General features: G+C 64.6%; 18 protein-coding genes. 6 read left to right on the top strand and 12 right to left on the bottom strand.

The genetic code is table 11. The annotated features are described in order from the left end of the window. Complete coding sequence (locus tag Q5Z11_RS20595) at positions 1–999, top strand: MlaA family lipoprotein (protein ID WP_303748112.1); 999 nt, start codon at positions 1–3, stop codon at positions 997–999. A gap of 180 nt (positions 1,000–1,179) precedes the next feature. Here the strand turns inward: Q5Z11_RS20595 and Q5Z11_RS20600 are convergent, their stop codons facing one another. Both Q5Z11_RS20600 and rmuC read right to left on the bottom strand, forming a co-directional pair. Then, the gene (locus Q5Z11_RS20600) at positions 1,180–1,725 is read right to left on the bottom strand and encodes a glutathione peroxidase (RefSeq protein WP_303748113.1); all 546 of its coding nucleotides are present in this window, start codon (positions 1,723–1,725) and stop codon (positions 1,180–1,182) included. Positions 1,726–2,207: 482 nt separating this feature from the next. Next, positions 2,208–3,746 carry a DNA recombination protein RmuC gene (rmuC, locus tag Q5Z11_RS20605; RefSeq protein ID WP_303748114.1) on the bottom strand — a complete coding sequence of 513 codons (1,539 nt, stop codon included), beginning with the start codon at positions 3,744–3,746 and terminating at the stop codon, positions 2,208–2,210. Between the two features lie 120 nt (positions 3,747–3,866). Here rmuC and Q5Z11_RS20610 point away from each other — a divergent pair, with 120 nt between their 5' ends. The 3 genes from Q5Z11_RS20610 (at position 3,867) to Q5Z11_RS20620 (ending at position 6,728) form a co-directional block, all read left to right on the top strand. Further along, positions 3,867–4,415 (top strand): nucleoside 2-deoxyribosyltransferase domain-containing protein, encoded by a 549-nt coding sequence (locus tag Q5Z11_RS20610; RefSeq protein ID WP_303748115.1) that lies wholly within the window; start codon positions 3,867–3,869, stop codon positions 4,413–4,415. Between the two features lie 18 nt (positions 4,416–4,433). After that, the gene (gene leuE, locus Q5Z11_RS20615; protein ID WP_303748116.1) at positions 4,434–5,063 is read left to right on the top strand and encodes a leucine efflux protein LeuE; all 630 of its coding nucleotides are present in this window, start codon (positions 4,434–4,436) and stop codon (positions 5,061–5,063) included. Between the two features lie 228 nt (positions 5,064–5,291). Further along, positions 5,292–6,728, top strand: coding sequence for an amino acid permease (locus tag Q5Z11_RS20620; protein ID WP_303748117.1), 1,437 nt, complete (start codon positions 5,292–5,294; stop codon positions 6,726–6,728). 312 nt (positions 6,729–7,040) lie between these two features. Here Q5Z11_RS20620 and Q5Z11_RS20625 read toward each other — a convergent pair whose 3' ends face one another. Continuing rightward, a complete protein-coding gene (locus Q5Z11_RS20625; RefSeq protein ID WP_303748118.1) occupies positions 7,041–8,282 on the bottom strand; it encodes a dipeptidase in 1,242 nt (413 codons plus the stop codon). A gap of 385 nt (positions 8,283–8,667) precedes the next feature. Beyond that, positions 8,668–9,837, bottom strand: a complete 1,170-nt coding sequence (locus tag Q5Z11_RS20630) for a class I SAM-dependent rRNA methyltransferase (RefSeq protein ID WP_303748119.1) — start codon at positions 9,835–9,837, stop codon at positions 8,668–8,670. Positions 9,838–10,122: 285 nt separating this feature from the next. Between Q5Z11_RS20630 and Q5Z11_RS20635 the strand changes: the two genes are divergently transcribed. Then, positions 10,123–11,082 (top strand): TerC family protein, encoded by a 960-nt coding sequence (locus Q5Z11_RS20635; RefSeq protein ID WP_296247417.1) that lies wholly within the window; start codon positions 10,123–10,125, stop codon positions 11,080–11,082. A 96-nt stretch (positions 11,083–11,178) separates the two neighbouring features. Next, positions 11,179–11,967 (top strand): rhomboid family intramembrane serine protease, encoded by a 789-nt coding sequence (locus Q5Z11_RS20640; protein WP_303748120.1) that lies wholly within the window; start codon positions 11,179–11,181, stop codon positions 11,965–11,967. A gap of 254 nt (positions 11,968–12,221) precedes the next feature. On the opposite strand, the gene Q5Z11_RS20645 is transcribed toward Q5Z11_RS20640, so the two are convergent. The 8 genes from Q5Z11_RS20645 to rpmH all read right to left on the bottom strand — a co-directional run bounded on the left by Q5Z11_RS20645 (position 12,222) and on the right by rpmH (position 22,296). Continuing rightward, positions 12,222–13,256, bottom strand: a complete 1,035-nt coding sequence (locus tag Q5Z11_RS20645; RefSeq protein WP_303748121.1) for a glycerophosphodiester phosphodiesterase — start codon at positions 13,254–13,256, stop codon at positions 12,222–12,224. 127 nt (positions 13,257–13,383) lie between these two features. Next, positions 13,384–15,000, bottom strand: coding sequence for an ATP-binding cassette domain-containing protein (locus Q5Z11_RS20650; RefSeq protein WP_303748122.1), 1,617 nt, complete (start codon positions 14,998–15,000; stop codon positions 13,384–13,386). Positions 15,001–15,213: 213 nt separating this feature from the next. Further along, positions 15,214–15,600: a VOC family protein gene (locus Q5Z11_RS20655; RefSeq protein WP_303748123.1), complete on the bottom strand. Its 387-nt coding sequence runs from the start codon at positions 15,598–15,600 to the stop codon at positions 15,214–15,216. Positions 15,601–15,656: 56 nt separating this feature from the next. Beyond that, on the bottom strand, positions 15,657–17,006 hold the full coding sequence (gene mnmE / locus Q5Z11_RS20660) for a tRNA uridine-5-carboxymethylaminomethyl(34) synthesis GTPase MnmE (RefSeq protein WP_303748124.1): 1,350 nt from the start codon (positions 17,004–17,006) through the stop codon (positions 15,657–15,659). A 3-nt stretch (positions 17,007–17,009) separates the two neighbouring features. Then, the gene (locus Q5Z11_RS20665; RefSeq protein WP_303748125.1) at positions 17,010–19,688 is read right to left on the bottom strand and encodes a polysaccharide deacetylase family protein; all 2,679 of its coding nucleotides are present in this window, start codon (positions 19,686–19,688) and stop codon (positions 17,010–17,012) included. A 258-nt stretch (positions 19,689–19,946) separates the two neighbouring features. Continuing rightward, positions 19,947–21,656, bottom strand: a complete 1,710-nt coding sequence (yidC, locus tag Q5Z11_RS20670; RefSeq protein WP_303748126.1) for a membrane protein insertase YidC — start codon at positions 21,654–21,656, stop codon at positions 19,947–19,949. Further along, complete coding sequence (gene rnpA, locus Q5Z11_RS20675) at positions 21,656–22,159, bottom strand: ribonuclease P protein component (protein ID WP_405051631.1); 504 nt, start codon at positions 22,157–22,159, stop codon at positions 21,656–21,658. Before rnpA ends, yidC begins: the two co-directional genes overlap by 1 nt. After that, entirely contained in the window at positions 22,156–22,296 is a 141-nt protein-coding gene (gene rpmH, locus Q5Z11_RS20680) for a 50S ribosomal protein L34 (protein ID WP_006404565.1), read from the bottom strand. The genes rnpA and rpmH overlap by 4 nt, the downstream gene beginning before the upstream one ends. Positions 22,297–22,542 lie beyond the last annotated feature (246 nt).

Genomic DNA, 22,542 nt, shown 5'->3' on the forward strand with positions numbered 1-22,542 from the left:
ATGAAACTTCTCCGTACCCTCCTTCTCCTGATCACCGTTGCGCTGCTGGCTGCCTGTGCCGGCAAGCCGACGCGCGATGCGGCACCAGCATCCACGCTGGTTGCGCCGCAGGCCAGCGAGCAGGTTGTCGACAACACTGACGTTGCTCCAGCCGCAGCGGCGCAGGACAACGCTGGCACCACCGCAAGCGGTGCTGCACAGAGTGACGCAGTCGCCAGCGATGGCACCGTGCCGACCGGCGCCGAAGATGATTTCGCAGCGCTCTACGGCGGCCCCGCACCGGGCAGTGAAAACGCAGACGGCACCAGCACCACCGCCATGACCTACGATCCGTGGGAGAAGTACAACCGCGGCGTGCATCGCTTCAACAATGCCGTCGACCGTGGCGTCGCGCGCCCGTTGGCGACCGCGTATACCAATGTCGTGCCGCAGTTCGCCCGCACTGGCGTCAGCAACTTCTTCAGCAACCTGCGTTCGCCGCTGACCATGGTCAACCAGCTGCTGCAGGGCCATGCCGATGATGCCTGGGACACGCTGGGCCGTTTCCTGATGAACTCCACCTTCGGTATTGGTGGCCTGTTCGATCCGGCCAGCAAGGCGATGGTGCCCAAGCGCAGCGAAGACTTCGGTCAGACCCTGGGTGCCTGGGGCTGGCGTCGTTCGCGTTACGTGGAACTGCCGTTCTTCGGTCCGCGTACCGTGCGTGATGTGTTCGGCCTGGCCGGTGACATTCCGCTGTCGCCGATGCGCCAGATCGAGATGGACAAGGTCCGCATCGGCCTGCAGGGCCTGCAGCTGGTGGACATGCGTGCGCAGTTGATGGCGGTCGATTCGCTGCGTGACACCGCGGTGGACGAATACGCATTGACCCGCGATGCCTGGCTGCAACGCCGCAACTACCAGATCGAAAAGGATCTGCGTCACGGCGGCAAGCGCGACGATGACGACCAGAGCCCGATTCCGGTCGACGCGATGCCGATGCCGAATTGGGGCGACTGATTCTGGATGCTGCTGGAAAACAAAAAGCCCGGGGAAACCCGGGCTTTTTTGCTTTCCGCTTTTTTCTTTTGTGGGAGCGGTGTCAACCGCGAAGCTGATGGATCAGCAGATCGCAGTTGGAACCGGCTGCCAAGCAATTCCAGCTTCGCGGCTTACGCCGCTCCTACAACAACCGGGGGTTTACGCAGCCAGCGCTGCATCGATGGCCTTGCGCAGGCCTTCGTCATCGGCAGTGGTGTCCGGTGCGAAGCGGGCAACGACGGTGCCGTCCTTGCCGATCAGGAACTTCTCGAAGTTCCACAGCACGGCCGGGGCCGGGTTGGTCTCGATGCCGAAGCCAGCCAGCTTCTCGCGCAGCGGGCCTTCGCCGATGGCCGCCGGCTGGGCAGCGGTCAGCTGCTGGTACAGCGGGTGGATGTCGGCACCTGCGACGCTGATCTTGGAGAACATCGGGAAGCTGACGTCATAGGTGAGCGCGCAGAACTGCTTGATCTCGTCCTCGCTGCCCGGCTCCTGGCCGTTGAAGTTGTTGGCCGGGAAACCCAGCACTTCAAGGCCGGCGTCCTTCTTTTCGCGGTAGAGCTTTTCCAGGCCTTCGTACTGCGGGGTGAGACCGCACTTGGAGGCGGTGTTGACCAGCAGCAACACCTTGCCGCGGTAGTCGGCCAGCGAAGTCGGTGCACCATCGATGGTGGTCAGCGCGGTGTCGTATACGGAAGCGGTCATGCGGTTGCCTGCTGTGTGGGATTGGAGAGCACGCAAGCATAAACGGCGCAGGTGGCACTGACACGACCGCAGTGCTGCAACACTGTAGTGCCGAGCCATGCTCGGCACTACCGCTTCAGCCCCTCTCCCGTTCACGGGGTGAGAGGGGCAGCTTGCGAACCACCGGTTCGCTGCCCATCGAACGCCCTTGCGCCAGCGCCAGCGCAAGGGCCGGGGCGCGGAGCGGGGGTTGGGGTAAGGGCAGCTTTTGAGGCCTTACCCGTAAATCCTTTGCCGAGCATGGCTCGGCACTACATGGGTGTTGCCGGCATTCTGTAGGAGCTGCGTAAGCTGCGAAGCCAGCGCTGCATCAGCCAGCGAAGAGCGTACCCCTCCCCAGCCCTCCCCTTCGCTATGCGAAAGGGAGGGAGCAGAAGCGGTAGAGCCGAGCCATGCTCGACTGGGGCGTTACCGGGAAGGCCCCTGCCGAGCATGGCTCGGCACTACGCTGTCGGGCTTTCGTCTTCTACTTCGTCGGCGTCGTCATCTGTACTCAGCATTGCCTGCGAGGCGTCGCTGGACAGTGACTCCACGCCACGCAGCTTGCGCTCGATAGTGCGGGTCTTGCGGCTGGCGTCACCCAGGCTCTTGCCGACCGTGTTGATCTGCTTCTCAGCACGCTCAAGAATGCCGGCGAACTTGCCGAACTCGCTCTTGACCGCACCCAGCAGACTCCACACTTCCGAGGAGCGCTGCTCGATGGCCAGGGTACGGAAGCCCATCTGCAGGCTGTTCAACAGCGCCGTCACCGTGGTCGGGCCGGCAATCACCACACGGTGCTCGCGCTGCAGGGCATCGACCAGCCCGGCTCGGCGGATCACCTCGGCATACAGGCCCTCGGTTGGCAGGAACATCACCGCGAAGTCGGTGCTGTGCGGCGGCACGATGTACTTCTCGCTGATCGACTTGGCCTGGATGCGGATCGCGCGCTCCAGCTGGTTGCCGCTGTTGCGCACCGCCTCCGCATCGCCGGCTTCCTGTGCGTCGAGCAGGCGTTCGTAGTCCTCGCGCGGGAACTTGGAATCGATCGGCAGCCAGACCGGCGACTCGGCATCACCACGGCCGGGCAGGCGCACGGCGAAGTCGACCATCTCGCCGCTGTCAGCGCGAAGCTTTACGCCACGTGCGTACTGCTCGGCAGTCAGGGTCTGCTCGAGGATGTTGTCTAGCTGTACTTCGCCCCAGCCACCGCGGTTCTTGACGTTGCTCAGCACCCGCTTGAGGTCACCAACGCCTGTCGCCAGCTGCTGCATTTCGCCCAAGCCGCGCTGCACCTGCTCCAGTCGTTCGGAGACCAGCTTGAACGAGGAATCCAGACGCGTATTGAGCGTGCTCTGCAGCTTCTCGTCGACGGTCTGGCGCATCAGTTCGAGCTTGGCGGCGTTGTCGCCCTGCAGGTCCTTCAAGCGCGCTTCCAGGGTCTGCCGCATCTCGGTGATGCGCTGCTCGTTGCGCTGGGTCAGTTCGCCCAGCTTCTGGTTCAGCGTCTCACCGAAACGCAGCTGTACCTGCGCGCCTTCCTCACGGCCCTTGCGGGTTTCCTCGACCAGGCTTTGCTGCAGGCCGGCCAGCTGGCGGGCGAAGGCCTCCATGCGCGCTTCCTGCTGCTGGCCGAACACGTCGAGCTGGCCGCGCACGTCCTGCAGCCGCGTACCCAGCAATTGCGCCATCAGCTGCTGGGCGTTGGCGGTCTCCTCGCGGCCCTTGCGGGCGTCGTCGTTGAGGCTGTCACGCAGCAGGTCCAGGCGCTGGTCGGTGCGGGTGGACAAGTCGGTAAGGTTGCGGCCGAAGCCATCGATGCGGATGTCCTGCTGCCGCGCCATGGTTTCCAGCTGCTCGCGCAGCTCGCCGCGGCCGCTGCGCTGTTCTTCGCGCAAGGTACTTTCCAGCACGCTGTTGTCATTACGGCGCAGCAACAGCAGCAGCTGCAGCACGAGGACGGCGACCAGCAGGCCGCCAAGGATCAGGGTTTCGGTTTGCATGGGGAGAAGTGTAGCCCTGCCCGTCTCAGAAGCTGATCCTGAAGCAACCCAGCCATCGCTGAAAACTGCCTGCGGCATACATCTGCGATCATAAGCACCCCCACCCGCTGCATCCCTGCCATGAAATCGCTGTCGCTGCTGCTGTTGTCGAGCCTGTTGTGCCTGCTGCCGATGGCAGCCCTGGCCAGTGATTCGCAGACCATTACCTCGCCCAACGCCCTGCCCGCCAATGACGCGCGACCCAAGGTGTTCCTGGCGGGAAGCATCGAGATGGGCAAGGCCGGTGATTGGCAGCAGCAGGTGCAGGCGGCGCTGGCAGACCAGGGCGTGCTGATGCTCAATCCCCGCCGCGCCGACTGGAACCCGGCCTGGCGCGCCGAGGCCGACGAGCCCGAGTTCCGCCGTCAGGTGGAGTGGGAACTGAACGCGCTGGAACAGGCCGACATCGTCCTGATGTACTTCGCGCCAGGCACGCAGAGCCCGATCACCCTGCTCGAATTCGGCCTGTACGCGCGTTCGGGCAAGTTGCTGGTGGCGGCACCGGCCGGTTACTGGCGCAAGGGCAACCTGGACATCACCGGTGACCGCTACGGCGTGCCGCGTTTTGATGACCTGCAAGCGTTGATCGATGCGGTGAAGCAACGCATCGCCACCCAGCGCGCGCGCTGATCCCCACGGAGAACCGCCATGCCGTGGATGGGTATCAACGACCTGGGCACCTTCGTGGTGGCCGTCATACTGTTCCTGATGTTGCCGGGTCCGGGCACCTTCACCCTGCTCACCGCTACCGCGCGCGGCGGGGTACGCGCCGGTTACGCCACCCTGGCCGGGCTGATGCTGGGCGACCAGATCCTGATCGCCATCGCCGCCACCGGTGTGGCCGCGCTGCTGCAGGCGCATCCGATGCTGTTCGCCGCGCTGCGTTACGTGGGTGCGGCCTACCTGATCTGGGTAGGCATCAACCTGCTGCGTGAGCCGGCAGCAGCTGCCGTCGGTGAGAGTGCGCCGGTGCAACATGGGCGACGCTGGTTCCGCCAGGCCTTGCTGGTCGGCCTGCTCAATCCCAAGGCGATCCTGTTCTACATGGCGTTCTTCCCGCTGTTCATCGACCCGGTGCGGCAGCGCGGCGCGCTGACCCTGGCGACGATGGCAGTGCTGATCGCCATCCTCAGCATCGGCTGGTGCTCGGTGCTTATCTTCGGCGGCCAGTTCATCGCCCGCCGCCTGGCCGGCTATCCGCGCGTCGGCGTATGGCTGCGGCGTGGGGTTGGCGTCTGCCTGGTGGTGTTCGGGCTGCGCCTGGGAATTGCCGATTGAGGCTGCTGCCGACGCGGCGTTGACCAACGCCACAAGCCGCCTTGGCGGCGTAAGCTCGGTTGCCGGGTCCACAACCCGGCCTGCACCCACGCTTTTTATGCCGAATTCGGCGCGTTGGCATCTGTACGCGGCAAAAGCGCGCCAAATGGCGGGTTTTTCTAGCTTTGCTGCACTGCGTTAAGCCAAACTCGGCCGCTTCTCCGAACCACCACGAACCGTGAGGTCCGCATGCAATCCTGGCTCCGGCGCAAGCCCATCGACCAACTCACCGAACACGAAGAAGGCCGTCGGCTTATTCCAACGCTGAGCTGGCCCCATCTGGTCGCGCTTGGCATCGGCGCCATCGTCGGCACCGGCATCTACACGCTGATCGGCGTGGGTGCGGACAAGGCCGGCCCGGCGGTGCTGCTGTCCTTCATCATCGCCGGCGCCATCTGCGCCTGTGCGGCACTGGCCTATGCCGAGCTGTCGACGATGATGCCTGCCGCCGGCAGCGCCTATACCTATAGCTACAGCGCGCTGGGCGAGACCATCGCCTGGGTGGTGGGCTGGAGCCTGATCCTGGAGTACTCGCTGGTGGTCAGCACGGTGGCGGTCGGCTGGTCCGGCTACTTCGTCGGCTTCCTCGAATGGCTGCACACCTCGTTCGGCTGGAACGTGGCCTTGCCGCAGGCCCTTGCTGCCGGCCCGCACGTGGAGGGCGGTTTCCTCAACGTGCCAGCCATCGTCATCACCTTCCTGGTCGCCGGCATGTTGATGGTCGGTACCAAGGAAAGCGCCACCCTCAACGCGGTGCTGGTGGTGTTCAAGCTGATCGCGCTGGCAGTGTTTGTCGCGGTGGCCCTGCCGGCCTTCGACAGCGCCAACCTGCAGCCGTTCATGCCCTATGGCTTCCCCAAGTCGGTCAGTGCCGATGGCGTGGAACGCGGGGTAATGGCGGCGGCGGCGATCATCTTCTTCGCCTTCTATGGCTTCGATGCGATCTCCACCGCAGCCGAGGAAACCAAGAATCCGAAGCGCGACCTGTCGATCGGCATCATCGGTTCGATGGTCGGCTGCACCATCATCTACCTGCTGGTAGCGCTGGCCGCGGTCGGTGCGATGAGCTACACGGTGTTCGGCAAGAGCGCCGAGCCGCTGGCGCTGATCATGCGCGAACTCGGCCATGGCACCGCTGCGCTGGTGATCGGCATCGTCGCCATCATCGCGCTGCCAACCGTGCTGCTGGCGTTCTTCTACGGCCAGAGCCGCATCTTCTTCGTGATGTCGCGTGACGGCCTGTTGCCGCGCGGCCTGTCCAAGGTCAACCAGCGCACCGGTACGCCGGTGGTCATCACCGTGTTCACCGCGGTACTGGTGGCTGCGCTGGCCGGTGTAGCGCGCCTGGATGAAATCGCCGCGCTGGCCAATGCCGGCACCCTGGCAGCGTTCACCGCGGTAGGCCTGTGCCTGCTGGTGCTGCGCAAGCGCGAGCCGAACCGTCCGCGTACCTTCCGCACGCCGCTGGCATGGGTGGTGGGGCCGCTGGCGATCGGCGGCTGCATCTACCTGTTCATCAGCCTGCCGGTTCGCACCCAGCTGTGGTTCCTGGCGTGGAACGTGTTTGGCTTGCTGGTCTATGCCGTATACAGCCGCCGCAATGCGGTGCTGGGGCGTAGCAAGTAATCCACAGGTTGTTGTGGATAAGGCGAAAAGCGGGCTTCGGCCCGCTTTTTGTTTTTGGGGAGTTGTTGGTTCTGCTTGAAGAGCCCCCCTCCCCAGCCCTCCCCTTGCCTGCGGCAAAGGGAGGGAGCAGAGCAGCCCCCTCCCTTGCGCATAGCGCAGGGGAGGGTTGGGGAGGGGTGCCTTTGCTTTAAATCTCTAAACCCTCAAGGCTCAAGCCAACCTGTGGACAACCCACTTATCCCCAGCAACGTGTGGATAAAAACAAAGCGGGCCTGAGCCCGCTTCGTCATCCCACGCATCAACAGCGCGCGATCAGGGCTTCTTCTGCGCCGCCGCGTAGTCCTGCGCCTGGCGCATCACCCGCAGCACGTTGCCGCTCCAGATGTTACCGATCTGCGCGTCGGTCAAACCACGACGCTGCATCCAGGCGGTGATCTTGGGCAGGTCGGCTGCGTCTTCCATGCCGGTCACGCCGCCACCGCCGTCCCAATCCATGCCGATGCCGACATGGTCCGGGCCGACCACATCGAGCATATGGCCGAAGTGCTGGAAGAAATCATCCAGCGTGGCCTTGCGCCGCGGGTACTTCTGGTCGAGCTCGGCCATCGCCTTGCGCAGTTCCACGCCCTTGGCCATGGTCATGTTCTCCCAGCCGCCGAGGCGCTTCTCCAGTTCCTCTTCGGCCTGTTTGCGCTCGGCGCTCTTGGTTTCGTCGACCAGATAGCCGCCGTAGGCATTGGCCTGGATCACGCCGCCCTTGGCCGCCAGCTGGCGCAGGCGCGTGTCGTCGAGGTTGCGCGGGTGGTTGAACACCGCCTTGGCCGAGCTGTGCGAGAGGATGAAGGGCACCGGCATCATTTCGATCAGGTTGTCGAACACTGCATCGGAGGCGTGCGACTGGTCGATCACGATGCCGAGCTTCACCGCCTCATTGACCAGCGCCTTGCCGGCCGGGCTCAGCCCCTTCCACTCCGCGCCCTTGGGATCGGTGGCCGAATCGGCGAACTCATTGTTGGCGAAGTGCACCGTCGACATCAGCCGCAGGCCAGCCTTGTAGTAGTAGCTCAGCAAGGTCGGGTCAGCGACCAGCGGGCTGCCGTTCTCCATGCTGATGTAGACCACGCGCTTGCCGGCGGCCTTGATCCGCGCTGCGTCATCGGCGGTGAGTGCGAGCTGGAACTTGTCCGGGTTGGCGGCCAGCATTTCGTGGATCTCCTGCATGCGCTGCAGGCCATGATCGCGTTCGGCGATATGCGCGGCCGGGCTGCGGTCGCCCTGGTCGGTATAGATCGCGAAGAAGCCGCCATCCAGCGCGCCTTCTACCATACGCGGGTAATCCACCTGCGACAGGGCGTTGTGGTCGTGGCGCTGCATGATGTTGAAGTCGGCGCGGCCGAAGTTGGCCGGCGTATCCAGATGCGAATCCAGGGTCAGCAGCTTGTGCTGCAAGGCGCTGGCCTTGCTCAGCTCAGCCTGGCTGAACTCCACCGCCGAGGCTGCCAGCGGGGTACACAGCGACAGGGATACCAGCAGGGACAGGGGACGCAGCGTCATGAGGCCTCACCGTGAAGGGAAAGGCCAGACCTTAGCGCTGTAGTAGAGCTGCGGGCCAGTGACGGACGGCATGGAGCAGGCTTTTGTAGAGCCGAGCCATGCTCGGCTGGAGCTTTACCGGGAAGGCCCCTGCCGAGCATGGCTCGGCACTACCGCTTCAACCCCTCTCCCGCATGCGGGGTGAGAGGGGCAGCTTGCGAACCATTGGTTCGCTGCCCATCGAAAGCCCTTGCTCTGGCGCAAGGGCCGGGGCGCGGAGCCGGGGTTGGGGTGAGGGCAGCCTTTCGCTTGTAACGCCCCTGCCGAGCATGGCTCGGCACTACCGATGCAGAGCCCTCCCTTTCGCGCAGCGAAGGGGAGGGTTGGGAGGGGTGCCGTTGCCTGCTTAGTCCAGCACGCGGCAGAACACCGCCTTGAGGTAGCGCGATTCCTGCACGTGCGCCATGAACGGGTGGTCCGGGCCGGCGCCGGCTACCTTCAGGATCTGGATGGTGCGGCCCGAGAAATAGGCGGCACGGCGCAGCATGTCGAGGAACTGGTCCTCGGCCACCAGGCCGGTGCAGGAGAAGGTGGCGAACAGGCCGCCGGGCTTGACCACGCCCAAGGCCAGCTTGTTCATGTCCAGGTACTTCTTCAGCGCGGTGATGACCTGGTCGCGGTCACGGGTCATCTTGGCCGGATCCAGGATCACCACGTCGTACTGGTCGCCGCGGTTGGCCGCTTCACGCAGCCACGGGAAGATATCGGCCTGCACGAACTTGGGCTTGGCGTTGTTCAAACGCGCATTGCCCTTGGCGATCTGGATCACGTCCTGGTCGATGTCCACGCCCAGCACCTCGGCCGCACCGCGCGCTGCGGCGTACACCGCAAAGCCACCGGTGTTGCAGCACAGGTCGAGCACGGTCTTGCCTTCCACCTGCTGGCTCAGCCACTCACGGTTCTCGCGCTGGTCGGCGAAGAAACCGGTCTTGTGTGCGCCGGCCGGATCAGCACGGAACTTGATCCCGTACTCGGTGATCACCGCCGGTTCGGTGGTGGTATTGCCGTGGAAATCGAAGCTTTCCTGCTTCTGCACGTGTTCGTCGGCGAAGCTGTGGAAGCGGCAGCCCGGGAACAGGTCGCGCAGTGCCTCGTAGATCCATTCGCGGTGGCGGAACATGCCAGCGGCGAAGAACTCTACCACCAGCAGGTCGTCATAGCGGTCCACCACCAGGCCGGACAAGCCGTCGCCCTCGCTGTGGACAACGCGCCAGGCATTGGAGATTGCATCCAGCTTGAGCACGTCGCGGCGCAGCGACACGGCCTGCGCCAGCTTCTGCGCGAACCAGGCCTGGTCCACCGCCACGTCCGGGTTGGTTTCCAGGATGCGCACGGCGATGCGCGAGTGGCCGTTGTAGAAACCACGGCCAATCCACTCGCCGTCCACGCCGACCACGTCGACGATGGTGCCGGACTTCGGCTTGACGGTCGGCTTCTCGACCAGTTTCTGGAAAATCCACGGGTGGCTGGAGCGCCACGCGTTCTTCAGGCGTACGACGGGGAGTGGGGTATTCATGGGCGCTATTGTAGCCGGGCGCCGCCCCCTGCCTGCAGCGTATTCATTGACTGTAATGGGCATAGGCCGCACTATTCGCCCCAGAAGGGGAGTAGCTCCCAGACGTTGTCGCCGTCAATTCGAGCCGCAAGGCTCCGGTGCAACGGCAGTTCCAACCATTGGAGCTGTGAGCAAGACCTTCGCCGCAACGGCGAAGCTCTGTCCCCGGTCTCCCCGATTCCGTGTCCAGCTCTTGGCCTTTGTGGTTCCGAGTTATCCCCGTTCACGACCGGAATTTTTCCAATGATGCAGACAATCGGTAATCCTTGGCTGTGGGGCGGCTTCATCGTCGTCGTCATCGCCGCACTGTTGATCGACCTGGTGCTGATGCGCCACGGTGGCCCGCACAAGGTCACCTTCAAGGAGGCCATTTACTGGTCGCTGGGCTGGGTGGCGCTGGCCTTGGCCTTCAATGCCGGCCTCTGGTACTACCTGCACGAGACCGCAGGTGCGGCAGTCGCCAATGAAGTGGGCCTGCAGTTCCTGACCGGCTACCTGATCGAAAAGGCCCTGGCGGTCGACAACATTTTCGTCTTCCTGCTGATCATGGGTTACTTCGCGGTGCCCGAGACCCAGCGCCAGCGCGTGCTGATCATCGGCATCCTTGGCGCGATCGTGCTGCGTACGATCATGATCTTCGCCGGTTCCGTGTTGGTTACCCAGTTCCATTGGCTGCTCTACGTGTTCGGCGCCTTCCTGCTCTACACCGGCTGGAAGATGTGGTTCGCCGCCAGCGAGGAACCCAGCCTGGACAACAACCCGGCGCTGAAGTTCATGCGCAAGCACCTGCGCATCACCCACGAGTACAGCGGCAACAACCTGGTCACCGAAAAAGACGGCGTGCGCTGGTTCACCCCGATGTTCGTGGTGCTGATCCTCATCGCGGTCACCGACGTGATCTTCGCGGTGGACTCGATCCCGGCCATCTTCGCCATCACCACCGACCCGTTCATCGTGCTGACCTCGAACGTGTTCGCGGTGCTGGGCCTGCGCGCGATGTTCTTCCTGCTGGCCGGTATGGCTGACCGCTTCCACCTGTTGCCCTACGGCCTGGCCGTCATCCTGGCCTTCATCGGTACCAAGATGCTGCTGATCGACATCTTCAAGATCCCGGTACCGGTATCGCTGGGTGTGGTTGCCGCGGTACTGGTCGCCACCGTGATCCTGAGCCTGAAGATCCCGCCGAAGGGCGGCCACAAGGCCTGATGTGAACACCACCGGCGGGATTGTCCCGCCGGTGGCACGCCAGATCCCATGCGCGGCGCCCTTGGCTTTGGCCAAAGGCGCCGCAATCCCTTGATCATGGACACGCCAACCCTGCTCGACTCCGGCGACACGCCGGCCACCACTGCCCGCAACGACCGCAGCCGGGTGCTGCGCGCGTTCAACATCAGCCTGGGCTTTGTCCTGCTGCTGGTGGCGATGTTCGCCCTGCAGAGCAGCGGCTGGGATTGGCGGCCGTGGGCAGTAGCGCCGCTGGAAGCCAGCGGTCTGGCCGGCCTGCTTGGCGCGCCCCTGCTGCATGGTTCAATCGAACACCTGGGCGCCAACGCGGTCGCCCTGCTTATTCTCGGTACCTTGGCTGGCAGCGTTTATCCCAAAGCCACCCTGCGTGCCCTGCCCTTGCTGTGGATAGGTTCCGGTCTGGGCGCCTGGATGCTGGGTGATGCCGGCAGTCGCCACCTCGGCGCCAGTGGCCTGACCCACGGCCTGATGTTCCTGGTCTTCGTGCTCGGCCTGCTGCGCCGCGACCGGCCGGCGATCGCCGCCAGCCTGATCGGCTTCCTGTTCTACGGCAGCATGCTGATCACCATCCTCCCGCACGAGCCGGGCGTGTCCTGGCAATCGCATATGGGCGGAGCCGCCGCTGGCGTGATCGCCGCGCTGCTGTTCCGCAACGTCGACCCGCGCGCTGCGCGCAAGCGTTACAGCTGGGAAGACGAGGAAGACGCCGAGCAACTCGCTGAAGCCGACAACGAACTGGAGCCGCCCGCACCAGGGCAAGTGCCGGTGCTGTGGCAGCCGCGCGAAGGCCGTGACTATGAGGTGGTGGTGCCGTTGCGGCGGCGGGATTCGAACGAGCCGTCCTAAGAGCAGAAGCGGTAGTGCCGAGCCATGCTCGGCAGAGGCTCTACCATCGAACCATCAACCTGCAGGAGCGGCATAGGCCGCGAAGCTGCCGGTGCTTGAAAGGCCTAAGAGCTAACCCCTCCCCAGCCCTCCCCTTGGCTGCGCCAAAGGGAGGGAGCCAAGCAGCTAAGCTGCTCACTGGCAGATCGCCGAGAACGGCCCCCTCCCTTTGCCGTAGCCAAGGGGAGGGCTGGGGAGGGGCCGCTCTTCAGCCTTTAAGAACCACCATCCACCGCCCGCCGCCCCAGCGCCGGGTCATCGGTAAAGAAGGCATCGATGCCCGCCTGCAGGTAGGCGCGGATCTCGGCCACCGAGGCCTCCGGGTTGCGCGCGTTCTCCGCGCCCTGGCGCAGTGCCGGTGGCAGGAACGGGTTTTCCGGGCGGAAGCTGTAAGCCACTACCTGCAGGCCGGCGGCATGCGCATCGCCAATCAAGGCGGTAGGTGCGGCCAACTTGCCCTGCGCGTCCAGCGGCACCAGCGCGCGCCGTTCCACGCCAATCGCATCGGCATAGCCGGCGATATCGCGCAGGCCGGCTGGCGTCATCATCTGTGCATACGTCAGGCTGCCACCGGTGAGTGCTATGTCAGCTGGCTTTTCATTCCCGCTGCCCAGCAACTGCAGCAAACGGATATTGCTGTCCTTGCCGAGCTTGCCACGGATCTGCCGCAGGTTGGCGGTCTCGAAGGACTGCAGCAGGATCGGCGCGACCTTGGTGTAGCTGTTGCCCTGCAGGCTGGCCAGCAGCTTGTCCTCCATCGGCAGGCCGATGCTCTTGAAGTAGCTGCCGTGCTTGATCTCCGGCGCCAGGCCGATACCGCGGTTGGCACGCCCAGCCTGCTGCACCAGGAAGCTGATGATCTCGTCCAGGGTGGCAATGCGGAACTGCCCGTCGAAGGCGGTGCCGCGGATCTGCGGCAGGCGCTCACGCGCGTACAGCGTCTTCAGCTCGGCGACGGTGAAGTCCTCGGTGAACCACCCCTCGACCTGCTGGCCGTCGATCAGCTTGCGGGTGCGACGGCTGGCGAACTCGGGATGACTGGCGACATCGGTGGTCGAACCGATCTCGTTCTCGTGCCGGGCCAGCATCACCCCGTCCTTGCTCATCACCAGGTCCGGCTCGATGTAATCGGCGCCGTCGCTGATGGCCTGTGCATAGGCGGCCAGGGTGTGCTCGGGCAGCAGTGCGCTGGCACCGCGGTGCGCGTACACCGAAACCTGGGGATAAGTCTGTGCGGCTGAGCTGTCCATTGCCCAACAGCATGCCACGCCAACCCCCACCGCCATCAACCAGGCCCAGCTTCGCACCGTCAGCACTCCAATCGAAAACAAGGCGCGCAGCATGACGGCTGGATGTGACGTGCGGAAGAACATCGCGTCACTGATTGCGTTGCCACTCCCAGCCATCGGCGCTGGCATGCAGGCGCGCGCTGATGCCGATGGCCTGCAGCAGCGCCTCGTCATGCGATACCAGCAACAGGCTGCCCTGGTATTGCCGAAGCAGATCCTCAAGAGCCGCCAGCGCATCCAGGTCCAGGTGATTGCCGGGTTCGTCCAGCAACAGCAGCTGTGCCGGTGGATCGGCATACAGCGCGCAGGCCAGGCCGGCTTTCAGTCGCTGCCCGCCGCTGAGCAGGCCAGAAGGTATCTGTACCTGGTTTGCATCCAGACCAAGCAGGGCCAGCCGGCTACGCAACTCGCCCTCGGCCATGGCTGGATTCCGCAGGCGCAAGGCGTCCAGCACGCTGCTGTGCGCGGGTAGCAACTGCAGCTGCTGATCCAGCAAGGCAGCAGGCACTTGCACGCTCACCTCGCCAGCCAGCGCTGGCAGCTGTCCGGCCAACACCTTCAACAACGTCGACTTACCCACACCGTTGGCACCGGTTATGGCAATGCGTTCGCCGCGGCGCAGGTTGAACTCCAGCGCGCGCAGCTCCGGTGCTACGTGTGGCAGCTGCAGCTCGGTGGAACGCACCACCCACTCCGGCCCGCTGGTTTGCACGCTTGGGAGCAGCAAGACCGGGGCGGCGGCTTCGCTATCGGCCTGTGCCTCGCGCACGGCGTCGTGCAGCTGCAGCTGCCGCTGATCCAGCTGCGCGCGTGCCTTGCCGAGGCTGGCTTCGGCACGCTGCCGCTGCAGGCCAAGCAGGATCGGCGCCTGATTGGCGTTGGCGGCATCGCGGTTACCGCGCGCGCTGCGTTGTTCCAGCCGCTGGCGTTGATCGCGCAGTGCCTGCTCGCCTTTGCGGCGTTCGTGCCTGCGTTGCTGAAGCAAGGCCTCGGCCGCTGCGCGTTCGCCAGCGCGGGCCTGTGCATAAAACGCATGGTTGCCGCCGTAGCTGCGCAGCCCCTGCGGCGACAGTTCGACGATGCGTTCAACCTGCTGCAGCAGCAGGCGATCGTGGCTGACCAGGATCAGCCCCTGCTTCCTTGCCTGCAGTTGTTCGGCCAGCCATTGCCGGCCGGCATGATCGAGATGATTGCTGGGTTCGTCGAGGATCAGCCATTCCACCGGCTGCAACAGCGCACCCACCAGAGCGACGCGCATGCATTGGCCGCCACTGAGCTTATCCACAGGTGTATCCGCATCCACGCCGTGCAGACCTGCATTGGACAGTGATTGCTGCAGGGTTTCACACAGGCTCCATTGCTCGCCAATCGCGTCGAAATCCGCTTGCAGCGTGCTTCCAGCTTCAATCCTGCGCAATGCATCCACACGCTTATCCACAGCTGCGAGCTCGGCTACGCGCTGTCCTGTTCGTGGCTGTACCTGCTGTGCGAGGTAGTAGGCCTCACCGATGCGACGGCAGTGCCCGGCACTGGGTTGACGCAGCCCGGCCAGTATCTGCGCGAGTACGCTTTTGCCCACGCCATTGCGGCCGACCAGACCGGTGGGCCGGTCATCGAACTGTGCGTTGAGGTTGGAGAACAGGCTGCGCCCGTCAGGCGTATGCCATGCGACGCCGTCCAGCGTCACTGAAATTGAGTTTGTCATGCGGTTTTCCATCGATGCCCTAAGCACCCGGCCGCCAGCGGCAGCAGGGACTGGTTGGGACCGTCATCAAGACGGTGACATCAATGGCGCATTGGACTGGCTCCGTTGGCGGGGGGATCCCGTAACAGGGCCTAGCCTAACGGTGGCAAACAGAACTGTCAGTAACCGGCGGCGCGTACTGGCCCGCGCCGCCGCTGCCGGGAAAGGCGGTGCTCAGGTCTGTGCCGCACGGTGCGTGGCGCACAGCTTGTTGCCCGCCGGGTCACGCAGATACGCCAGGTAGAGCGGGCCGAACGGGCTTTGCCGCGGCCCCGGCGGATCTTCCACGCTCACGCCACCGTTGCCCACTCCTGCCGCATGCCAAGCCTCCACCACGTCCGGCGAAGCACAGCTGAAGCCGATGGTTCCGCCATTGGCATGGGTGGCCGGCTCGCCGTTGCGCGGATGGCCGACGATCAGCAAGGCACCGGCGTGGAGATAGACCACATTGCCTTTGGGGTCGATGAAGCCCGGCTTTGCGCCGAGCGTGGCAAGCAGCGCGTCATAGAACGCCTTGGATGCCTCTATGTCGTTGGCGCCCACTACGATGTGCGAAAACATCCCAACTCCTGTCTTGTGGTGTCTGGCCCTTGCGGGCCGTTGGCGCTACACCGGCATCATTTGCCGATGCAGAAGCTCGAAAAAATCCTGCCGAGCAGATCGTCAGCGGTCATACGGCCGGTGATTTCGCCGAGGGCATCATGTGCGAGGCGCAGTTCCTCGGCTGCCAGTTCCAACTGGTCGTAATGCAGCTGACCATCGGCGGCGTCGAGGTGTTCGCTGGCCAGGGCCAGCGCTTCGACGTGGCGCAGGCGCGCGGAAAATTCGCCCTGCATGCCCTCGCCCGCACCGTGGCTGGCGATCTCGCGCAGGCGTGCGTGCAGCAGCTCCAGGCCTTCGCCGTTGGCGGCAGACAGGGCAATGCTGGCTTCGCCGAGGTCCTGCGGCCACTGCGGCAACAGGTCGCTCTTGTTGTAGATCCACAGCTGCCGCGCGGCCTGCGCGGCAGCGTCGCCGATCGCTGCCCTGCCCGCCTCCGGGTCGCGGGCGTCGAGCACGACGATGGCAAGGTCCGCCCGCTGCATCTCGGCGCGGGCGCGGCGCATACCTTCGCGTTCGATGGCATCGCCACCTTCACGCAGGCCAGCGGTGTCGACCAGTTCCAGCTCGAGACCGTCGATGCGGATGGTCTCGCGCAAGGTGTCGCGGGTGGTGCCGGCGATATCGGTGACGATGGCCCGCTCGCTGCCGGCGAGTGCATTGAGCAGCGAGCTCTTGCCGGCGTTCGGCGGACCGATCAACACCGCATGCAGGCCATCGCGCAGCTTGCGGCCGCGTTCGGCGTCGATACGCAGCTGGGCGAGCAAGGCCTTGGCCTGCTCGATGCCGGCGCGCACCTGCGCGCCGCCCAGCGTGTCCAGCGGCTCATCGGCGAAGTCGATGGCGGCTTCGACATGGATACGCAGCCGTACCAGTTGCTCGCCAACTTCTTCCACCCGGCGCGAGAACACACCATCGAGCGAGCGACGGGCGGCGCGGGCAGCGCGCACATCGCCAGCGGCGATCAGATCGGCGATGGCCTCGGCCTGGGCCAGATCGAGCTTGCCGTTGAGGAATGCGCGTTCGCTGAACTCACCGGCTCGGGCCTGGCGTGCGCCCAGTTCGATGCAGCGGGCCAGCAGCTGGCGCAGCACGACCGGGCTGCCGTGACCCTGCAGTTCCACCACGTCCTCGCCGGTAAAGCTGCGCGGGCCGGGGAAGTAAAGGGCGATGCCGTCGTCGATGACCTCGCCTGCGTCATCGCGGAATTTTGCGTAGTGCGCATGGCGCGGCTTGAGCTGTGGACAGCCCAACGCAACGGCGATGCGCAGTGACTGCGGGCCGGAGACACGCAGCATGCCAACGCCACCGGCAGCGGCGCCGCTGGCGATGGCAGCAATGGTCTGGCCTGTGGACACGTCGCTCATGGCTTACAGCTTCTGCAGTTGTGCGCGGGCCTGGGCGGCACCACTGCCTTGCGGCTGCAGCTCCAGGTAGGTGCTGTAGGCCTGCTTGGCCTTCACCTTGTCGCCGGCATTGAAGTAAGCGTCGCCTAGATTCAGATAGGCCACCGCGCGCGAGGGGTCGATCTTCAAGGTGTTCTCCAGCCAGCGGGCTGCTTCGGCGTAGCGCTGCTGGCGGTAATAGACGAAGCCGAGGTTGTTCGCGGCCTGAGCGAAATCGGGACGCAACTTCAATGCTTCGGTGAACTGCGTCACCGCTTCGTCATAGCGCTTCTCGCGGTACAGCTGCAGGCCGCGGTCGTTGGCCTGCTGCGCGCGCTGACGGTCCGAAGTCGGAACGGCGGCCGGCACCACCAGGGTGCTCTTGCCCCCCTGCAGATCGGCCACGGTTACCGGTGCTTCGGTCTTGCCCGCAGGCTTGGCGTCCTGCGCCGCATCGACACGACTATTGAGCGCGATGGCATCAGCCGACAGCTGGCTTGTGTCGGCGTTGAGGAATTCCTGGCTGTCCGGCACCTGGAACACGAACTCGCCGCCCTGCGAACCGGGCAGGCTGCCGAAGGCCGGGGTCTGTCGCGATACCGCCGACACCGCAGGCGCCACATACGCTGCCAACTCGGTGCCGGTGATCAGGCCATCGCCATTGAGATCGCCCTTGCCGGCCAGGGCCTGCAACAGCACCCAGGTGAATACCGAATGCCCGTTCGGGCCGCTGTCGGCGACCTGCTGATCGGCACCGCCGGCAGTCAGCATCTGCCGCGCGCTGCGGCGGGCGTTCTCGCGCAGGAACGAAGAAGAACTGCCGCCGCGGGTCAGCCCAAGGCCGCTGTAACAGGCATCCATCACGAACAGCACATGCTTGGCCTGCATGCTCTCGGCGATGTTCTGGATGTCGGTCATCGCGATTGCATCGGTGGCGAATTCGTTCGGGTCCGAATCCACCGGAATGATGTAGCCGAGGTCACGGCCGGAGGCTAGCTGGCGGGTCGCGCCATGGCCGGCGAAGAACACGAACACGCGGTCGTTCTTGCCGGTGCGCTCATCGGCCAGGCGGTCGTGGAAGGCAGCGAGGATGTTGTTGCGGGTGGCCTGCTGGTTTTTCAGCACGATCACCTGCGAGGACGGGAAGCCGAACTGCCCGGTCAGCGTATCGGCGATGGACTGTGCGTCGCGGCCGGCGTATTCGAGCTTGGGCCACTTGGCGTAGTCATCGATGCCAATGACAATCGCCCAGGATTTTTCGTAGCCGGTGGTGACCGTGGTGTCGGCCACCGCGCCCTTGCGCGCACGGCTGACGCTGAAGTCGCGGCCGTTCCAGCCAGCGAACTGGTAGCCATCGGCGATCAGCTTGTCGAGGATCTGCGGCAGCGCCTTCACCGCGCGGTCGTGGATGTCATGGAACAGGATGATGCCGCGCTGTTCCTTCTGCACCTGGTCGACCACGCGCTGCACGATGGACTCGGGCACCGGGTCGGCCCAGTCCATCGAGTCGATGTTCCACATGATGGATTTCAGGCCAGCTTCGTTGAGCAGCTGCAGGCCTTCGGCATTGCGCGCGCCATACGGGAAGCGGAACAGCGGTGCGCGCTTGGCATCCACACCTTTGAGAAGCGTGTCGGTATCCAGCACCTGCTGACGCAGCGCATCGCCGGTGGTACGCGACAGCTGCGCGTGGGTCAGGCTGTGATTGCCGACCGCATAGCCGTGCTCCATCAGGTTGCGGCTGATGCCGGCCATCGACCCGAGCTTGACCTTGCCATCGGCCTCGACTGTTCCGAGATTGCGGCCCACTTCGAAGAACACGCCCGGCACGTCGTAGCGCTGCAGGATGGCGACGACTTCATCGGTGTAGGCCTTGTGCGGGCCATCGTCGAAGGTCAGAACCACGGTTTTTGCCGGCAAGTCGCGGCCGAAGATCTCGCGGTCGCTGTCCTGCATCGACATCGGATAGGGCTCGATCACACCAAAGTCACGCAGGATCGCATCGCGCTTGTAGAGGGTGTTGAGGTGGGCAACATAGTCGTCCCACTTCTCACGCTTGAGTTCGATCGCACGGGTGCGCTCGAAGCGACTGAAGATGCGGGTCAGTTCCTGGTTGTAGTTGCGCTCGATCTCATCGAGCGCATCCAGGTCTTCGCCGATGCGCTGGTGCAGCTTTACTGCTGGCAGCGAGGAGTCCGCGCCCACGCGCTGATGCAGTTCGCGCAATGTTTCTCGGAAGGCGAGACGGTCGGCGTCGTAGAGCTCGGGCGAGGATTCGATGTAATCCAGCACCGTGCCCAGGGTAGCGAAGCGTTGCGGATTGGGGTCACGCAGCAAGGCGTCGAACTGTGCGGCGATGGCCTGGCGTTGTTCCAGGCCGTCATGGAACAGCTGTTGGCCGATGCGGCTGGATGTCTGGCGATCGGCCGGTGATTGCTGCGCCTCATCGGCCAGCAACACGACGATGCGGCGGTGCCCGTCCAACTGTTTCTGCAGTGCAGTCAACAGCGGTGCCGCCGCTGGGTTTGCCGCGGCTGCAGCCTGCGCGCTGGCCTGGGTGGGCGTCGCCGTACCGGCCTCGTCCTGTTTGGAACAGCCGGCGACCGTCAACGCGGCAAGCAACACGGCAGGCAGGATCAGGCGGCGCAACGACGAACGGGGCATGGCAGGCTCGGAGAAAAGGGTGCAACGGGCGTGGTGATTCTAACGCCACAGGCGAAGAGGCCGGCTTGCGACCAAATGCCGCCCCCTTTGTAGGAGCGGCGTAAGCCGCGAAGCTGGCCTTGCTGGAACACCGGGAAGCTGTGCGATCTGATGCTGCGTCGGCTTCGCGGCTTACGCCGCTCCTACAAACAGCCGAACGCCCTGTCTTGGCGCGGCCTCCCCCACATGCGAAAAGCCCGCCTTGCGGCGGGCTTTTGCTTACTTGGCTTCGATCACCTTGCTCGGCGCGTCTTCGCCGTGCTTCTTGATCATCCACCACTGCTGCAGCAGGCTCAGGCCGCCGTTGACCACCCAGTACAGGACCAGGCCGGACGGCATGAAGGCCATCATCACGCCGAATACCAGCGGCATGAACTGCATCATCTTCTGCTGCATCGGGTCCATGCCCACAGCCGGGGTCAGCTTCTGGGTGAACCACATTACCGCGATGTTGATGATCGGCAGGATGAAGTACGGGTCACGTGCGGTCAGATCCTGGATCCAGCCCAGCCACGGCGCCTGACGCAGTTCCACCGACTCCACCAGCACCCAGTACAGGGCGAAGAAGATCGGCATCTGGATCAGCAGCGGCAGGCAGCCACCCAGCGGATTGATCTTCTCCTTCTTGTACAGCTCCATCATCGCAGTCTGGAACTTCTGCTTGTCGTCGCCGTAGCGCTCCTTCAGCTGCGCGATACGCGGCTGGAACTTGCGCATCTTGGCCTGCGACTTGAACTGCGCATTGGCCAGCGGGAACAGCGCCATCTTCAACAGGATCACCAGGCCGATGATGGCCCAGCCCCAGTTGCCGACCAGCTTGTGCACCTGGTTCATCACCCAGAACAAGCCCTGGCCGATGATGGCCATGATCGAGAAGCGGCTGTAGTCGACCACGCGGTCCAGGCCCTTCACGTCTTCCTTGGCGATCTGGTTGACCAGCTTCGGGCCGACCCACAGGCGTGCCTCGGTGCTGACCTTCTGTCCCGGAGCCACGGTGAAACCAGGACCGCGGGTTTCGATCACGTTGCGCGGGCCGTTCTGCGACAGAAGGTACAGCGCAGACTGGTCAGCCTGCGGAATCCAGGCAGTGAAGAAATGGTGCTGCAGCATCGCCACCCAGCCACCACTGATGGTCTGGTTGATGGTGCCGTCTTCCAGGTAGTCCTTGAACGCACGACGCTGGTAGCCATCAGCCGGGCTGAACCAGGTGGCGCCGTTGAAGCTGAAGGAATCCGGGTTTGTCATGCCCTTGGTGATCACCGGCGGCACGCGGTCCAGCTTTCGGAACACATAGCCCTGCCACGGTGCGGCACCGGTGTTGACCACTTCATCCTTCACGCTGATGGCGTAATCGCCACGCTTGAAGGTGTAGGTGCGGTGGATGCTGACGCCGTTCGGACCGTTCCACACGAACGGCACCTGCACTTCGTCCTGGCCGTCAGCCAGGGCGACGGTGGTGACACCCTGCACTGGCTGGAAGCCGTTCGCGCCTGGCACCGGCGAGTTGTTCTGGCTGGCCCAACCGGCGGTGGCGCTGTAAGGATGCGCCTTGTCTTCGGTCAGCAGCTGCACCGGCGGGCTGCCGGCGGCCTTGGTCTGCGGGAAGTGCAGCAGATCGGCGTCGAGCACGCTGCGGCCGTCGAGCACCAGCTTCAGTACGTCGGTGGTGACGGTCACGCGCTGGGCGCTGGCAGCGGCTTCCATGCCCGGTGCAGCGGCGGCAGCAGGCGCTTGGCCCGGCACGGTGGCCTGCGGCACGTCGGCGGTAGCCGGTGCATGCAGATCAACGTCATTGGCGCCCGGCACGGCCGGCTGGGTGGTGGCCACGGTTGCCGGATCCGGTGCGGCCTTTTCGCGACCCCATTCCATCCACAGCAGCACGGCTACCATCAGCCAGGCAAAAATCAGGAATACACGGGTCTGGTTCATCAGCAGGCAGGCTCGGCTCGACCGGAGGAAGTGTCCGGTACGTTCAAAGGAAGAGGGGCGGGTGCGCCCTCGTGCGGCGGCATTGTGCCGCCCGCAGCCACAACGGGCAATGCGCCGGAACGGCGCAGCAGGCGCTCGAACGCCTCACGGATCTGTTGATTACTGGCGGTCTTGGCCGCGGATCGGGCGACGATGACGTAATCGCCACCGCTCAGGCACGACCGTAGATGGCGTGTTGCATCCCGCAACACACGCTTGATACGGTTACGACCGACCGCACGCGTATCCACCTTGCGTGACACAGCCAAGCCGAGTCGAGCGGGGGTATCCCCTTTCAACCAGTGGAGTGTCATCAAGGGATCGGATACACGGCGGGCGCCGTTGAAGACCGTTGTATATTCGGCACGCGTACGAACCCGCGCAGAGCGAGGGAATCGCTTGCGCGGGCAGGTACTGATCACGATCGGTGTTGCGATTGCCGCTTCACGCGGCAACGCAATCAAGCGCTGAGGACTTTGCGGCCCTTGGCGCGGCGACGCGACAGGATCTTGCGGCCGTCGGCGGTCTTCATACGAGCACGGAAACCGTGATCGCGCTTGCGCTTGAGGTTGCTGGGCTGGAACGTGCGCTTGGTGGCCATTGGGGCACCTGTATGAAGTGGACGGAAAGAACCGGAAATTCTATAGACCCTACCGGGGTCTCGTCAAGTCTCGCTTGACAAAGCTATCCACAGGGCGGTGCACATCTTGTGGATGAGCCTGTGAATAAAACCGGGACAAGCATTCCCGCATCGGGCCTGCGGTGGTAGTCTGGGCCATCCACTTTCCCCCTTCCGGCCTGTGGCCCGGCGGCTTTCTGCGCCCGGCTGGCAAGCCTTTGACGACTA

Origin of the sequence: Stenotrophomonas sp. 610A2, from assembly GCF_030549615.1 — a bacterium.
Lineage (GTDB): Bacteria > Pseudomonadota > Gammaproteobacteria > Xanthomonadales > Xanthomonadaceae > Stenotrophomonas > Stenotrophomonas pigmentata.